Source organism: Streptomyces sp. STR69 (assembly GCF_024519455.1).
Lineage (GTDB): Bacteria > Actinomycetota > Actinomycetes > Streptomycetales > Streptomycetaceae > Streptomyces.
The window spans coordinates 1-15,754 of sequence record NZ_JALJRY010000009.1 but is presented as its reverse complement, the minus strand read 5'-3'; the positions used below and the strand labels follow the sequence as shown (position 1 = coordinate 15,754).

Sequence of the window (15,754 nt, the reverse complement as noted above, 5' to 3'; positions counted from 1 at the left end):
TTTCCGATCAGTCGGACACGCTCGACTCTGCACTCTCCCGTTTCGCCATGGACATGGCTTTACCAACTTGTCATGCGCTACTTGGGAGTTGACTCCTGATCGCCGGATTCCGCTTCGGGGGCGGGCACCTCGGCAGCAGGCTCCTCGGGGGTCTCCGCCGTGGGGGTCTCCGCCTCGGAAATCTCGGCCGCCTTCTCCAGCACCGCCTCGCCCACCAGCTCCACCGCTTCCTTCGCAGCGGTCAGCAGGACCGTGTCCTGCGGGGCCTGGTCCGCGAAGTTCTCCGGGTGGTGGCAGGCGACCTGCTGGCCGGGACGCAACTCGATCAGCTGGGGTTCCGCCGTCCGGCAGATCTCCGTCGCCTTCCAGCAGCGCGTGTGGAAACGGCAGCCGCTGGGCGGGGAGATCGGCGAGGGGACGTCGCCCTTGAGCAGGATGCGCTCGCTCTTGGCACCCCGGCGCTTGGGGTCCGGGACCGGCACGGCCGACATCAGGGCCTTGGTGTACGGGTGCATCGGCGACTCGTACAGCTTGGTGCTGTCGGCGATTTCGACGATCTTGCCGAGGTACATCACCGCGACCCGGTCCGAGACGTGCCGGACCACGGACAGGTCGTGCGCGATGATCACGTACGTCAGGCCGAGCTCCGTCTGGAGGTCGTCCATCAGGTTCACGACCTGCGCCTGGATCGACACGTCCAGGGCCGACACCGGCTCGTCCGCCACCACGAGCTTCGGCTTCAGGGCGAGCGCGCGGGCGATGCCGATGCGCTGGCGCTGACCGCCGGAGAACTCGTGCGGGTAGCGGTTGAAGTGTTCGGGGCTCAGGCCCACCAGCTCCAGCAGGCGCTGGACCTCGCGCTTGACCCCGCCCTCGGGCTCCACGCCCTGGAGCCGGAACGGCGCCGAGACGATCGAGCCGATGGTGTGGCGCGGGTTCAGGGAGCCGTACGGGTCCTGGAAGATCATCTGGATGTCGCGGCGCAGCGGGCGCATCCCGGCCGAGTTGAGGCGGGTGATGTCCTGGCCCTCGAAGTGGATCGAGCCGCCCGTCGGGTCCTGGAGCCGGGTGATGACCCGGCCCATGGTCGACTTGCCGCAGCCCGACTCCCCGACGACGCCCAGGGTCTCACCCTTGCGCACCTCGAAGTCGATGCCGTCGACGGCCTTCACCGCGGCGACCTGACGCTGCAGGATCCCCTTCTTGATGGGGAAGTGCTTCTTCAGGCCCTCGACCTTGAGCAGTACCTCACGGTCCTCCGAGGAGGCCACCTGCTCCGGGACGACCGCGGTGGCGGCCGGTTTCTTCGTATCGCTCACAGCTTCGGCGCAATCTCTTCGGTCCAGATCCGCGTGCGGTCCGCGGCCGGGAGGTGGCAGGCGGACCAGTGCCCGCCGGGGACCAGCTCCAGCTCGGGGCGCACGGTTCGCGTGACGTCGCCCTTGGGGATGTCCGCGTACGGGCAGCGCGGGTGGAAGGCGCAGCCCGAGGGGACGTTGATGAGGCTCGGCGGCTGGCCCTTGACCGGGATGAGCCGGTCCGAGGTCTCCCGGTCGATCCGCGGCATCGAGCCCAACAGACCCCAGGTGTACGGGTGTTGGGGCTTCTCGAAGATCTCGTCGACCGGACCGCGCTCCACGCACCGGCCGCCGTACATCACCAGGACCTCGTCGGCGATCTCGGCGACGACACCGAGGTCGTGCGTGATGAGGACGACCGCGGAGCCGAACTCCTTCTGCAGATCCCGGATGAGGTCGAGGATCTGCGCCTGGACGGTCACGTCGAGGGCGGTCGTCGGCTCGTCCGCGATGAGCAGTTCGGGGTTGTTGACCAGGGCCATCGCGATCATGGCGCGCTGGCGCATACCGCCGGAGAACTCGTGCGGGTAGCCGTCGACGCGCTTGGCCGGCTCGGGGATGCCGACCCGGTCGAGCATCTCGATGGCCCGCGTACGGGCGACCTTCTTGTTGACGTTGTGGTGCACCCGGTACGCCTCGACGATCTGGTCGCCGATCTTGTAGTACGGGTGCATCGCGGACAGCGGGTCCTGGAAGATCATGGACATCTGCTGGCCGCGGAGCTTGCGCACGTCGTCCGGCGAGGCGTTGACCAGCTCCTGGCCGTCGAGCCAGATCTCGCCGGACATCTGCACGTTCTTGCCGCGCGCGCCGAGCCGGTGCAGGCCCATGATCGCCAGCGAGGTGACGGACTTGCCGGAGCCCGACTCGCCCACGATGGAGAGGGTCTTGCCCTTCTCCAGCGAGAAGCTGAGCCCGTCGACGGACTTGACCAGACCGTCGTCGGTCGGGAAGTGCACCTTGAGGTCGCGGACTTCGAGGAACGCGTTCGGGGCGTCGGAGGGCGCGTTGACGGGCTCGCCGACCGCGGCGCCGGTCTTCGAAAGGTCGGTCACGAGAGCCTCACCCGCGGGTCGGCGGCGGCGTACAACAGGTCCACCAGAAGATTTGCGATCACTACGAAGAACGCTGCGAGCAGGGTCACACCGAGGATCGGGGGCAGGTCGTTGCTCTCGATCGACTGCACCGCGTACTGCCCGATGCCGTGCAGGGAGAACACCGACTCGGTGATCAGCGCACCGCCGAGCAGCAGACCGAGGTCCATGCCGAAGACGGTGATGATCGGCGTCAGGGCGGCCCGCAGACCGTGCTTGACGACGACGTTGCGCTCCCGCAGGCCCTTGGCGCGGGCCGTACGGATGAAGTCCTCGTTCATCGTCTCCAGCATGCCCGAGCGGGTGAGCCGCGCGTAGATGGCGGAGTAGAGAAGCGCGAGCGAACACCACGCCGGGAACAGCGTGTTGGCCCACTGCGCGGGATTCTCGGTGAACGGGACGTAGGTGCGGCCGAAGATCGGCCACTGGTACGTGAAGAGCAGGATCGCCAGGTTGCCCGTGAAGAACATGGGCAGCGAGACACCCGCGAGTGCGACGCCCATGAAGGCGCGGTCGAAGAACGACCGCGGCTTGAGCGCGGAGATCACACCGACCGTGACACCGGACACGAGCCACAGGACGGCGGCGCCGGAGGCTAGCGAGATGGTGACCGGAAGGCGGGAGGTGAGCTGCGGCCAGACCTCGACGTGGTCCTTGAAGGAGTAGCCGAAGCAGGGCGCGTCGCAGTGCACCGTGGTGGGGCCGAGGTTGTAGGTGGCGCCCGCCACGATCCCCTTGATGAAGTGCCAGTACTGCAGGTAAAGGGGCTGGTCCAGACCCAGGTTGTGCTTGACCGCGGCGATGTCCGCCGCCGACGGGCTCTTCCCGATGTACTGCTGGGCCAGTTGGTCCGCGGTCTGGCCGGCGAGCCGTGGCAGCAGGAAGAAGATGCCGAAGGTGACCGCGGAGACGACCAGCAGCAGGATCACCGCTGCGATTGTCCGACGGAGAATGTACGAGATCACGGGGATCGGCGCTGGTGCCCGTGGGCCGCTGAGCCCACGGGCACCAATGCCTTCACCTGCCTTCCGGGGCTACGACTACTTCGTGGTGCCGATGTTGAGGTAGTCGTACTGGCCGCTGAAGGCCGCCGTAGACACCAGGTTGCTGTAGTTCGCCGGACGCGCGAGCAGAACCTTGAAGTAGGTCAGCGGGACGAGCACCGCGTCACTCATGGTCTGCTTGTCGACCTGCGCGTACATGCTGTTGCGGGTGGCGACGTCCTCGGTGCCGATGGCCTTGGCGAGGAGTTCGTTGACCGTCTTGTTGTCGTACTGCGACAGGTTGGTGTTACCCGAGGCGCCGATCGCCGCACCGTTCAGGATCTGCTGCTCGAAGCCGTAGCCGGAGGGCCAGTCGGCACCCCACTGCATCATGATCAGGCCGATGTTCTGCTGCTCGGTGAACTTCGGGACACCCGCGTAGTCGGTGAAGTACTTGCCCGACGGGTACTGCTTCAGGCTGGCGTTGATGCCGACGGCCTTGAGCGAGTTGATGATCGCGGTGGCCGCGGAGATCTCCTGCGGGCGGTCGCTGCGGGCCGACAGGTTGGTGGAGATCGTCTTCTTGCCACAGGCCGTCAGGGCCGCCTTGGCCTTGGCGACGTCACCCTTGTTGCCCGTGGTGGCGTACTGGTCGTCCTTGACGTAACCGGTGATGTCCGGCGGCAGGACGGTGGTGGCGATCTCACCGCGGATCGGGCCGCCCTCGGCGGTCTGCACCGAGACCTTGTCGATGGCGTACTCGACGGCCTTGCGGCACTCGACGTTGGTGAACGGCGCGACCTTGGTGTTGATCGCCATGTAGACGAGACGGCCACCGAAGGTGTTGTCCGTGCCCGCCTTCTTGTCGGCGGAGGTCAGCAGCTGCGCCTGGGTCGCGGCCTGGACACCCGTACCGCCCATGTCGATCGCGTTGCCCGCGAGGACGTCCTTGTCGATCGTGTCGGCGTTGACCTTCAGGTTCACGACGATCTTGTCCGGGTACTGCTTGCGCAGCGGGTCCGTCGCCGCGTCCCAGTTCTTGTTGCGCACGAGGACGGCCTGCTTGCCGTCCTGGTAGCTCTGGAACTGGTACGAGCCGGAGGACACGATGTTCTTGACGTAGTCGACGCCCGTGTCCTTCGCCTGCGGAACCGGAGCCGTCTGCGGCGCCGCGACCAGGTAGTCGAACTCCTGGAAGGCCGTGTTCAGGTGGAAGACGATCGTGGTGTCGTCCGGCGTCGCGATGGACTTCAGGCCCTCGGCGCTCTTGTCCTTGTAGGGGCCCTTGTAGTCCTTGCCGCCGACCAGGAACTGCTGGAAGTAGTTCGGGCCGAGGGAGAGCACGTCACGCGCGAAGTTGGAGCGCTCCACGGCGTACTTGACGTCCTTGGACGTGATCGCCGTGCCGTCCTGGTACTTCAGGCCCGAACGCAGCTTGTACGTCCAGGTCTTGCCGCCGTCGCTGGAGACACCCTTGCTCGCGGCGAGGTCCGGGACCAGGGTGTTCCCCTTGGAACCGGGGCCGGGCTCGAACGTCATCAGCGGACGGGCGTACAGCCGGCTGAAGTTGTACATGTACGCGTAGTACGTGTTGCCCGGGTCGAACGAGTCCGGAACGTCGGACAGTTCGTAGGTGACCGTCCCGCCCTTGTGCGTGGAGGCGTTGACGACGTCCTTGGTCGCTGCGTTGGCCCCAGCCGCCTTCGTCCCACCGTTGTCACTCTTGTTGTCATCGGCCTTGCTGCAACCTGCCATGAGCAGTGTCGCAGAGCCGATGGCCGCAACTGCGGCCAGCGCTGACCTTCGCATGATGGTCTGCTTCCTCCATTGTCGGAAACTTGATGAACTCTCGGGTGCGGGCCCTAGCGGCTGCGGGGGTCGAGAGCGTCGCGGAGACCGTCGCCGAGCAGGTTGAACGCCAGGACGGTCACAAAGATGGCGAGGCCGGGAACGATCATGTACGCGGGGTCGACCTCGTAATAGGTGACCGCGTCCCGCAACATGCCGCCCCAGGATGCCTGCGGGGGCTGGATACCGACCCCGAGGAAGCTGAGGGACGCCTCGAAGAGGATGTTCGTCGGGATGAGCAGCGTCGAGTAGACGATGATCGGGCCGACGAGGTTGGGCAGCAGCTCCCGGAAGAGGATGTACGGCGCCTTGGCGCCCATGCCCCGGGAGGCGTCCACGAACTCGCGCTCGCGCAGGGCGAGGGTCTGGCCGCGGACGATACGGCCCAGGTAGGGCCAGTTGAAGAAGCCGATGACGAAGATCAGCACGCTCAGGTGCAGCGGCAGACCGCTGAGGCCGAAGGCACCGCCCTGCAGGGTCGCCGAGATGGCGATGGCGAAGAGCAGCAGGGGGAAGGCGAGGAAGGTGTCCATCAGGCGGCTGATGATCGAGTCGACCCGGCCGCCGTAGTACCCCGCGACCACGCCGAGGATCGTGCCGATCACGTTCGACAGGATCGTGGCGCCGAAGGCCACCACCAGCGACACCCAGGATCCCTCGAGGATGCGGGTGGCGACGTCCCGGCCGAACTGCGGGTCCACACCGAGCGGGTGGTCCCAGCTCATGCCGCCCCAACCGCCCTTGGGCAGCGAGGTGTTGGCGTCGATCAGGTTCTGGTGGAAGGCATCGGGGTCCAGGCCGAACATCGCCTGGATGGGACGGGAGAGTGCCGCGACCAGGATCAGCAGGACGACGATGACGCCGCCTGCGACGGCGACCTTGTCCTTCTTGAACCGGGTCCAGGCGATCTGTCCAAGGGAACGGCCCTCGATCTGCCCCTTCTCGGCGCCGACGAGCACAGCCTCCGGCTGCGCCCCGGCTTCCGCTCCCGTGGTCTCGATCGGTGCGGTCACTGTGACCCGACCCCTCTCGCCGGTGGTTACCGGCTTACGCCTGCCGCGGATTAGCGGCTTTGTCGACTTGCAGTGGACACGGGGTCCTCGACCCTGTGTCTGAGTCGCGAGTCTTCAGCGTGGCTGCGATCACCCGCCAGGTCTGACGGCGAAAGTATGCGCAACCGTGATGCTTAACTAGGGATTCCGTTATCCGAACAGTGGGTAACGCCCCCCGGACGCCAGACACTTGGGACACAACGGAAACTCGGCGTCTTTCGGGGCACCACACCGCCGTCTACGCGCGGAGAAATGTGCCGTAGACGTAAATCCTGCGGAGAAGCTGGGAAGAGGACTCGCGGGCTCAGTATCCACCACGGACGGGCGGGTACCCGTACCCGCCCGCCTGGGCGGGCGCGGCGTGGGCCTCACGGTCGTAGAACGGGCGGGCGTTCGCCCGCAGCCACAGCGCCACCGGGTCGTAGTCGTCGGACATCGCCACGGTCGACACCGGCAGCCCGTCCGGGACCGCGCCGATGGACTGCTGCATCATCGCGCGCACCGAGTCCACGGCCGGCGGACTGGTGTCGTACACATCCAGACCGATCGCGAGATACGGCGCCCCGAGCGCGGGCTGCACCCAGGCGCGGCGGAGGGTGCGGACCGCCGGGGTACGGTGGGCGTTCTGCGTGAGCAGGCCGTAGAACTGCGGGACCTCGATCGCCGGTTCCGTCAGGCGCAGGGGCCCCGCGGGCTGGCGCTCCAGGCCGGTGGCGATCCGGCGCAGGTCCAGCCAGGGGATGCCGAGGCCGCCGCCGGGGGCGTGCGGGTTGAGCCAGAGGCCGAAGTGGTCCGGATAGAGGGTGCGGGCCACGTCCAGGCAGTCGACCACCTCGTAGGAGCGGTTCCAGCCGCTGGCCGAGAGCTCCTGGGCGGAGGTGACGCAGGGGGCGTAGCCGTAGCCCTCGACGTGCATGTTTCCGTACTGGGCGTCCGGGGAGCCGGACTGGCCGTGCCACAGGAGCATCCAGATCTGGCCGGAGTGGGGGGTCGCGAGGGCGCGCAGGAGCGCCTCGTAGGCGTCGTAGCGCCCGGGCGTCACCTGGCGCAGCATGTGCTCGACCTGGCCGGTCGCGGTGCCGCTGGCGCTCACGTGTACCGCCCCTTCTGGTGGTTGGCCTGCGTTGGGGTCCAGCTTAAGCGCCCCATGGGTGGGGGCTCAGTGTCCGTTGGCGAGTGCAGGTGCGTCGTGGCTTGTCGCGCAGTTCCCCGCACCCCTGGGTTGGTCGCCCCTGGCGGAGATTGCTAGTGACCCTGTGTATAGAAAGGACGCACTGTCTGCCTCATCCAGTCCGCCACCGGGTCCTGCGTCACGTCGAGGAGGACCAGGTTGACCGGCCACTTGACCTCGGTCCTGGTCAGGGCGCGGGACAGGGCGTCCATCGGGACCGCCCTCAGGTCGCCCTCCCAGTTGGTGAGTTCGACGCCCACGAACATCACCGGGTCGGCGGTCTCGATCGCGGCCAGGCAGCGGCGGGCCGTGCCGACCACGCCGGTGCCGGCGAACTCGGCGGAGGCCGCGGCCAGGAAGTCGACCGGGTCGTCCTGCCAGTCGGGCTCGAAGAGGCGGACCCGGCCGCCGCTGGTCGGGCCGTCGAGGGCGGTACGGCCGATGCGGCACAGTTCGGCCACGGCGGGGGGCGGGAGGGGGATGCCGACCACGCCGTCCGGGTTCACCGCGATACCCACCTGCGGGGGCAGCCCGCGGGCGAACTCCACCGCGGGCGCGATCGTGAACGACAGATGCGAGCCGACGACCTGGCGGAACTGCTCCTCGGAGCTGAAGACCGGGACGAAGGCCTGCCCGCCGATGTCCAGCGTGGGCAGGTCCAGGGCACCGCTCTGCGGGCCGCCGCCGCTGGGCAGCGGGACCCAGACGAAGCTGCGGGCCAGCACCTCGATGATCCGGCCACCGGCCGAGGGCAGGCCGAGGGAGACCGAGAGCACCTCCTCCAGCTCGTTGCCGGGCCATCCGCCGTGCGGATGCGGGTGGGGGTACGCCTGACCGGGGAAGTCCGCCGGGAAGTCCATCTACCTACCGCCTGCTGGTGAAACCGCCTGCTGTAAACGTGCTGTGACAGAAAAGGCTAGCGGCTCAGTCCGCGAAGTCGATCCGGCGCAGCACGTCCGCCGCGTCCCGGTCCAGGAGGACCGCCGAGCCCACACCGTGCGGCAGGTCGCCGCGCTCCACGGCGCGCAACAGACGGGCGGCGGCCCGGCGGTGACGCAGGAACGCGTACCGCGAGACTCCCCGGCCGCGCTCGCGCTGGCCGTCGAGTGCGGTGTCCGGGCTGACGTCGAGGAACACCAGGTGCAGGGTGCCGCCACGGCGGCGGGCGGCGCGGGCCAGCCAGCCGCGCACCCAGGTCTGGGTGCCGCAGTCGTGCACGACTGCTCCGGACGCGGAGCGCAGGGTGCGGTGCAGTCCGGCGTAGTGGGCGAGGCGGACCACGGGGCGGTAGACCGCGTACGGGAACAGCCCCGATATACGGGACATCCGGACGTCCCAGCGGTCCCGGGTGTCCTGGCTGTCGACGCGGGCGCCGTCGCCCGGCACCGCGCGCCGCATCAGCGTGGACTTGCCGCTGCCGGGCAGACCGGTGACGACGACGAGGTCGCGGGGGCCGAAGCGGAGTCCGTGCGGGCTGCGGCCGGCCCGCTCGCGGAGGTCGCGGACGACCGGTGCCGGGCGGGCCGGGCATGCCTCCCTGGCCGGGACCGAGGGCTGCTTGGGCAGCACTACGGCCGAGGTCGTGGCGTACACCGTGGTCCTTGTCACCGTGATCGTCCTCCCTGCGGGGTCAGGAAAGGTTCTCCCCACCGAACGTAAAGAGAAGGTAATGCACGGTGTCTCGCGGTTCCGTTCTCTTCCGGCCACAGGCCTGTTACAAAGCCTGTGCGATGATGTGCGCGCCTAACTGCATACCGGCCGCTTGAATCCGCGCGGGAGAGTCCCCAACCAGCTGCTGCTTGGGGCGCCGAAGGAGCAAGTCCCTCCCTTGAATCTCTCAGGCCCAGTTACCGCGCGGGCGAGGCACATCTGAAAAGCGGACCGCCCGTCCCGGTGGTCCCACCCAAGGTGCAACCCATGTCCCGTGCGTGTTCCGCGCGGTCATGGCGAACCTCTCAGGTTCCGATGACAGATGGGGAGGAACGACCTCGCCGTCATGCCTTGGGAGACCGACCGATGAGCAGTACCGCCACCCCTGAGAAGCGCCGCACCGCGCTCGACGCGCTGCACCGCTCGCTCGGTGCGACGATGACCGACTTCGCCGGCTGGGACATGCCGCTGCGCTACGGCTCCGAGCGCGACGAGCACCTCGCCGTCCGCACGAAGGCCGGCCTCTTCGACCTCTCCCACATGGGCGAGATCACGGTCACCGGACCGGACGCGGCCCGACTCCTCAACTACGCGCTCGTCGGCAACATCGCCTCCGTGGGCGTCGGCCGCGCCCGTTACACCATGATCTGCCGGGCCGACGGCGGCATCCTGGACGACCTCATCGTCTACCGGCTGACCGACACCGAGTACATGGTCGTGGCCAACGCCTCCAACGCCCAGATTGTCCTGGACTCGTTGGTCGAGCGCGCCGAGGGCTTCGACGCCGTGGTCCGCGACGACCGTGACGCGTACGCGCTGCTCGCCGTCCAGGGCCCCGAGTCCCCCGGCATCCTGGCCTCGCTCACCGACGCCGACCTCGACGGCCTCAAGTACTACGCCGGTCTGCCCGGCACGGTCGCGGGCGTCCCCGCGCTGATCGCGCGGACCGGTTACACCGGCGAGGACGGCTTCGAGCTGTTCGTCTCCCCCGGTGACGCGGAGAAGCTGTGGGAGGCGCTGACCGAGGCCGGGGCGTCGGCCGGGCTGATCCCGTGCGGCCTGTCCTGCCGGGACACCCTGCGCCTGGAGGCGGGCATGCCGCTGTACGGCCACGAGTTGTCGACCTCGCTGACCCCGTTCGACGCCGGGCTCGGCCGGGTCGTGAAGTTCGAGAAGGACGGCGACTTCGTCGGACGTACGGCCCTGGAGGCCGCCGCCGAACGCGCCGCCGCGCAGCCGCCCCGGGTCCTGGTCGGACTTGTCGCCGAGGGCCGCCGGGTCCCGCGCGCCGGATACTCCGTGGTCGCCGACGGCCAGGTGATCGGCGAGATCACCTCCGGCGCCCCCTCCCCCACGCTGGGCAAGCCCATTGCCATGGCCTACGTCGACGCGGCGCACTCGGCGCCGGGCACGGCCGGGGTCGGTGTGGACATCCGGGGCAGTCACGAGCCCTACGAGGTCGTGGCGCTGCCGTTCTACAAGCGCCAGAAGTGACAGTCGTCGTAGCGTCGAGTCCGTGACCGGGGCGGATCGCCCCTGCTCGACGACGCCCTCCGCGTCTCCCCCCTTCACCAGCACTCCCCCGCGTACAGGAGAATTCACGCCATGAGCAACCACCCCGAGAATCTGCGGTACAGCAAGGAACACGAGTGGCTGACGGACGCCGTCGACGGTGTCTCGACGGTCGGTATCACCGAGTACGCGGCCAACGCGCTCGGCGACGTCGTCTACGCCCAGCTCCCCGAGGTCGGCACCACGGTGACCGCGGGCGAGTCCTGCGGCGAACTGGAGTCGACGAAGTCGGTGTCGGACCTGTACGCGCCGGTCACCGGTGAGGTCGTGGAGATCAACGCGGCCGTCGTGGACGAGCCCGCGCTGGTCAACTCCGAGCCCTTCGAAGGCGGTTGGCTCTTCAAGGTACGGATCACGGACGAGCCCGGCGACCTGCTCTCCGCCGACGAGTACACCGCTTTCACCGCCGGCTGAGGAGTCGTAGATCCATGTCCGTCCTGAACACGCCCCTGCACGAGCTCGACCCGGACATCGCCGCCGCGGTCGACGCCGAGCTGCGCCGTCAGCAGTCCACGCTGGAGATGATCGCCTCGGAGAACTTCGCTCCGGTCGCGGTCATGGAGGCGCAGGGCTCGGTCCTCACCAACAAGTACGCCGAGGGATACCCGGGCCGTCGTTACTACGGCGGCTGCGAGTACGTCGACGTGGCCGAGCAGATCGCGATCGACCGGGTCAAGGAGCTGTTCGGCGCCGAGTACGCCAATGTGCAGCCGCACTCGGGCGCCTCCGCCAACCAGGCCGCCCTGTTCGCGCTGGCCCAGCCCGGCGACACGATTCTCGGCCTCGACCTGGCGCACGGCGGCCACCTCACCCACGGGATGCGGCTGAACTTCTCCGGCAAGCAGTTCGACGTGGTCGCCTACCACGTGGACGCGCAGACCGGTCTGGTCGACATGGCCGAGCTGGAGAAGCTCGCCAAGGAGCACCGCCCGAAGGTCATCATCGCGGGCTGGTCGGCGTACCCGCGCCAGCTGGACTTCGCCGAGTTCCGCCGGATCGCGGACGAGGTCGAGGCGTACCTGTGGGTCGACATGGCGCACTTCGCGGGCCTGGTGGCGGCCGGCCTCCACCCGAACCCCGTCCCCTACGCGGACGTCGTCACCTCCACCACCCACAAGACGCTGGGCGGCCCGCGCGGCGGCATCATCCTCGCCAAGCAGTCCTTCGCGAAGAAGCTCAACTCGTCCGTCTTCCCCGGCTTCCAGGGCGGCCCCCTGGAGCATGTGATCGCCGCCAAGGCGGTCTCGTTCAAGGTCGCGGCGGGCGAGGACTTCAAGGAGCGCCAGCGGCGTACCGTGGAAGGCGCGCGGCTGCTCGCCGAGCGACTGGTCCGGGACGACGTGAAGGCCGTAGGCGTCGACGTCCTGTCGGGCGGCACGGACGTGCACCTCGTCCTGGTCGACCTGCGGAACTCCGAACTCGACGGTCAGCAGGCCGAGGACCGCCTCCACGAGGTCGGCATCACGGTCAACCGCAACGCCGTCCCGAACGACCCGCGTCCCCCGATGGTCACCTCCGGCCTGCGCATCGGCACGCCGGCGCTGGCGACCCGCGGCTTCACGGCCGAGGACTTCGCCGAGGTCGCGGACGTCATCGCGGAGACGCTGAAGCCGTCGTACGACGTGGAAGGTCTGAAGGCGCGGGTGACCGCGCTGGCGGAGAAGTACCCGCTGTATCCCGGGCTGTAGTCGGCCTCCGGGGGCGCCGCGCACACTGGGAGGTGTGCGCGGCGTCCCGCCCCCTTGCATCACCTTGCTCGTCCCGCGTTCTGAGGAGTCACCGTGGCCATCTCGGTCTTCGACCTGTTCTCGATCGGCATCGGCCCGTCCAGCTCCCACACGGTCGGCCCGATGCGGGCGGCCCGCATGTTCGCGCGCCGGCTGCGCAACGACGAACTGCTGGACTCCGTCGCCTCCGTCCGCACCGAGCTGTACGGCTCCCTCGGCGCGACCGGGCACGGGCACGGCACCCCGAAGGCGGTGCTGCTCGGCCTGGAGGGCGAGTCGCCGCGCACGGTGGATGTGGAGGGGGCCGATGAACGGGTCGAGCGGATCAAGGAGTCGGGGCGCATCCGGCTGCTGGGCGAGCACGAGATCCCGTTCGACTTCGACTCCCAGCTGAAGCTGCACCGCCGTAAAGCGCTGCCGTACCACGCGAACGGCATGACGCTGTGGGCGTTCGACGCGGCGGGCGCCGAGCTGCTGTCCAAGACGTACTACTCGGTGGGCGGCGGATTCGTCGTCGACGAGGAGGCGGTGGGCGCCGACCGGATCAAGCTCGACGACACGGTCCTCAAGTACCCCTTCCGCACCGGCGACGAGCTGCTGCGCCTCACGCAGGAGACCGGTCTGTCGATCTCCGCGCTGATGCTGGAGAACGAGCGCGCCTGGCGCACGGAGGAGGAGATCCGGGCCGGGCTGCTGGAGATCTGGCGCGTGATGGGGGCGTGCGTGTCGCGGGGCATGTCGCGGGAGGGCATCCTGCCCGGCGGCCTCCGGGTCCGCCGCAGGGCCGCCATGTCGGCACGCCAACTCCGGGCGGAGGGCGACCCGTTGGCGCACGCGATGGAGTGGATCACGCTCTACGCGATGGCGGTGAACGAGGAGAACGCGGCGGGCGGCCGGGTGGTCACGGCCCCGACGAACGGCGCGGCCGGCATCATCCCGGCGGTCCTCCACTACTACATCAACTTCGTGCCTGGCGCCGACGAGGAGGGCGTGGTCCGCTTCATGCTCGCGGCCGGCGCCATCGGCATGCTCTTCAAGGAGAACGCCTCCATCTCCGGCGCCGAGGTCGGCTGCCAGGGCGAGGTCGGCTCCGCCTGCTCGATGGCGGCGGGCGCGCTGGCCGAGGTACTGGGGGGCAGCCCGGAGCAGGTCGAGAACGCCGCCGAGATCGGCATGGAACACAACCTCGGCCTCACCTGCGACCCCGTCGGCGGCCTCGTCCAGATCCCCTGCATCGAACGCAACGGCATGGCCGCGGTGAAGGCGGTGACCGCCGCACGGATGGCGATGCGGGGGGACGGCTCCCACAAGGTCTCCCTCGACAAGGTCATCAAGACGATGAAGGAGACGGGGGCGGACATGAGCGTGAAGTACAAGGAGACCGCGCGCGGGGGCCTCGCGGTGAACATCATCGAGTGCTGACGGTATAGGCCCTGAACAGCGCGTTCTTGTCTTTCAGTGCTGTCAGGGCCTTCCCTGCCTACGCGGCGGAAAGTCCATGGAAACTCCCTGGGACAGGCGTGAAAGTCCCTGAATAGTCCCTGGGTTGTCCCACGGAACAGGCGCCTGACCTGGGGAATCGCAACACCCGCAATTACTGCTCCGCTTCGCACGGGTCGCCGACAACCCCGAAGCTGTATCAAATCGATCCCCTAAGGCCACCACAGGGGTACCATTCGATACATGAGTGCTGCGGAGACCTCACGCCTGGAGCAGCGCCTGACCGGCCTCGCCCCAACGTTCACGACGGCACAGGCACGTCAGGCCCTGCTTTCCCCCCGTGATCTGACGTCCTTGGTCGCGGCGGGAGAGATAGACGAACTGTCCCGGGGGGTCTACCGACGGGCAGACGCACCAGAGACAGCGCACGCCGATCTGCTGGCCGTGTGCGCGCGGGCTCCGCGTGCCGTGGTGTGCGGTGAGTCCGCCCTGGCCCTGTATGAACTCATCGACGACATCCCTACAGCGGTACACATCGCCGTGCCGCGCGGTACACGCCGCCCCACGATCTCCTACCCGCCCACCGTAGTGGCGCAGTACGCCCCGACGACCTTCGCCCTCGGCGTCGAACGATTCGAAGCAGCCCCTGGAGAAACCATCCCCGTGTACAGCGCCGCCCGCAGCGTCGTCGACGCAATGCGCCACCGCAGCCGCATCGGCGAGACCCTCGCCCTGTCTGCGCTCGGCCGCTATCTGCGCCGGGGCGGACGCCGTAACGTCGGCGAACTCCAGGACGTCGCGCGCGAGTTGGGCGCTCTCTCCGTCATCCGCCCTGCCGTTGAGGCGGTGCTCGCCTGATGGCCAACCCCACGCGTGACACCACCGCCGGCCGCGTCTACAACGACCTTCGCAACCTGGCCCGACGCACCAGCCGGTCAACAGACGAGATCATGGTCGAGTACGTCCTCGAACGCTTCCTCTACCGCCTGGCCACATCGCCCCTCGGCCGCGACCACTTCGTCCTCAAGGGTGGCCTGCTCCTCGCCCAGTTCGGCGCACGCCGGATGACCCGCGACATCGACATCCTCGGCCGCTCGTTCCCAGGCACCGAAACCGAGATCGTCCACAGGATCGGGGCCATCGCCACTACCGAGATCGACGACGGAGTCGTATTCGATCCCGCGACACTCAAGACCGTGCCCATCCGCGAGGAGGACGAGTACCACGGCCTGCGCCTGTCTATGGCCGCCTCCATTGCCCGGGCCCGGCTCAAGCTCCAATTGGACGTCAGTTTTGGCGACCCCGTCACCCCTGGACCTCAGACCATCAACTACCCGCAGCACCTCACCACGGAAAGCTTCCAACTCTTCGGCTACCCGCTCGCTACCGTCATCGCCGAGAAACTCTCCACCGCCGTCTCACTCGGCGATCTCAACACCCGCGACCGCGACTACGGCGACCTCTACCGCCTGCTCACGCTCAACGACCTCGACGGCCAGGAACTCACCACCGCGCTGACCGCCACAGCCGCACACCGCGGCATCACTCTGAAACCCCTCAGCACCGCCATCAGTGACCTCGGCGAACGTCGCCAGACCTCGTACACCGCCTGGCGCCGTCGGCAAGGTCTCGCTGCAACCGGCTACCCCGAACGCTTCACCGACATCGTCCGGCAGGTCACCGCCTTCGCGGACACACTTCTCAACGGCGAGGCCCTCACTCTCACTTGGAGTTCGGCAACCCTCATGTGGTCATGAACCAAACCCGACCGACCACATCAGGGCGAATCCGAGACCTACGTGTCACGAGACCGTGAGTGATCATGTCGTTTGGTGCCGTGCCGTGCTGCCAAGTGACGT

At 68.3% G+C, this 15,754-nt stretch carries 14 protein-coding genes and 1 riboswitch; of the genes, 6 read left to right on the top strand and 8 right to left on the bottom strand.

Going from position 1 to position 15,754, the window contains the following annotated elements; genetic code table 11:
* Positions 1 to 77 precede the first annotated feature (77 nt).
* The 8 genes from OC490_RS18140 to OC490_RS18105 form a co-directional block, all read right to left on the bottom strand.
* Positions 78 to 1,319 carry an ABC transporter ATP-binding protein gene (locus OC490_RS18140; RefSeq protein ID WP_410098687.1) on the bottom strand — a complete coding sequence of 414 codons (1,242 nt, stop codon included), beginning with the start codon at positions 1,317 to 1,319 and terminating at the stop codon, positions 78 to 80.
* Positions 1,316 to 2,413 (bottom strand): ABC transporter ATP-binding protein, encoded by a 1,098-nt coding sequence (locus OC490_RS18135; RefSeq protein ID WP_262059009.1) that lies wholly within the window; start codon positions 2,411 to 2,413, stop codon positions 1,316 to 1,318. Before OC490_RS18135 ends, OC490_RS18140 begins: the two co-directional genes overlap by 4 nt.
* Positions 2,410 to 3,417 (bottom strand): ABC transporter permease, encoded by a 1,008-nt coding sequence (locus OC490_RS18130; protein ID WP_262059008.1) that lies wholly within the window; start codon positions 3,415 to 3,417, stop codon positions 2,410 to 2,412. Before OC490_RS18130 ends, OC490_RS18135 begins: the two co-directional genes overlap by 4 nt.
* A 75-nt stretch (positions 3,418 to 3,492) precedes the next feature.
* Positions 3,493 to 5,244, bottom strand: a complete 1,752-nt coding sequence (locus OC490_RS18125; RefSeq protein WP_262059007.1) for an ABC transporter substrate-binding protein — start codon at positions 5,242 to 5,244, stop codon at positions 3,493 to 3,495.
* Positions 5,245 to 5,297: 53 nt separating this feature from the next.
* On the bottom strand, positions 5,298 to 6,296 hold the full coding sequence (locus tag OC490_RS18120; RefSeq protein ID WP_262059006.1) for an ABC transporter permease: 999 nt from the start codon (positions 6,294 to 6,296) through the stop codon (positions 5,298 to 5,300).
* Positions 6,297 to 6,639: 343 nt separating this feature from the next.
* The gene (locus OC490_RS18115) at positions 6,640 to 7,428 is read right to left on the bottom strand and encodes an enhanced serine sensitivity protein SseB C-terminal domain-containing protein (protein WP_262059005.1); all 789 of its coding nucleotides are present in this window, start codon (positions 7,426 to 7,428) and stop codon (positions 6,640 to 6,642) included.
* Between the two features lie 152 nt (positions 7,429 to 7,580).
* On the bottom strand, positions 7,581 to 8,366 hold the full coding sequence (locus OC490_RS18110; protein WP_262059004.1) for an enhanced serine sensitivity protein SseB: 786 nt from the start codon (positions 8,364 to 8,366) through the stop codon (positions 7,581 to 7,583).
* Positions 8,367 to 8,430: 64 nt separating this feature from the next.
* A complete protein-coding gene (locus OC490_RS18105; RefSeq protein WP_262059239.1) occupies positions 8,431 to 9,120 on the bottom strand; it encodes an ATP-binding protein in 690 nt (229 codons plus the stop codon).
* A 149-nt stretch (positions 9,121 to 9,269) separates the two neighbouring features.
* Positions 9,270 to 9,369, top strand: a riboswitch (glycine riboswitch).
* A gap of 153 nt (positions 9,370 to 9,522) precedes the next feature.
* Here OC490_RS18105 and gcvT point away from each other — a divergent pair.
* The 6 genes from gcvT (at position 9,523) to OC490_RS18075 (ending at position 15,652) form a co-directional block, all read left to right on the top strand.
* Complete coding sequence (gcvT, locus tag OC490_RS18100; protein WP_262059003.1) at positions 9,523 to 10,650, top strand: glycine cleavage system aminomethyltransferase GcvT; 1,128 nt, start codon at positions 9,523 to 9,525, stop codon at positions 10,648 to 10,650.
* Positions 10,651 to 10,761: 111 nt separating this feature from the next.
* Positions 10,762 to 11,142: a glycine cleavage system protein GcvH gene (gene gcvH / locus OC490_RS18095; protein WP_262059002.1), complete on the top strand. Its 381-nt coding sequence runs from the start codon at positions 10,762 to 10,764 to the stop codon at positions 11,140 to 11,142.
* 14 nt (positions 11,143 to 11,156) lie between these two features.
* Positions 11,157 to 12,416 carry a serine hydroxymethyltransferase gene (gene glyA / locus OC490_RS18090; protein WP_262059001.1) on the top strand — a complete coding sequence of 420 codons (1,260 nt, stop codon included), beginning with the start codon at positions 11,157 to 11,159 and terminating at the stop codon, positions 12,414 to 12,416.
* Between the two features lie 93 nt (positions 12,417 to 12,509).
* Positions 12,510 to 13,877: an L-serine ammonia-lyase gene (locus OC490_RS18085; protein ID WP_262059000.1), complete on the top strand. Its 1,368-nt coding sequence runs from the start codon at positions 12,510 to 12,512 to the stop codon at positions 13,875 to 13,877.
* 261 nt (positions 13,878 to 14,138) lie between these two features.
* Positions 14,139 to 14,753, top strand: coding sequence for a type IV toxin-antitoxin system AbiEi family antitoxin domain-containing protein (locus tag OC490_RS18080; protein WP_262058999.1), 615 nt, complete (start codon positions 14,139 to 14,141; stop codon positions 14,751 to 14,753).
* On the top strand, positions 14,753 to 15,652 hold the full coding sequence (locus OC490_RS18075) for a nucleotidyl transferase AbiEii/AbiGii toxin family protein (protein WP_262058998.1): 900 nt from the start codon (positions 14,753 to 14,755) through the stop codon (positions 15,650 to 15,652). Before OC490_RS18080 ends, OC490_RS18075 begins: the two co-directional genes overlap by 1 nt.
* The last annotated feature ends 102 nt before the right edge of the window (positions 15,653 to 15,754 follow it).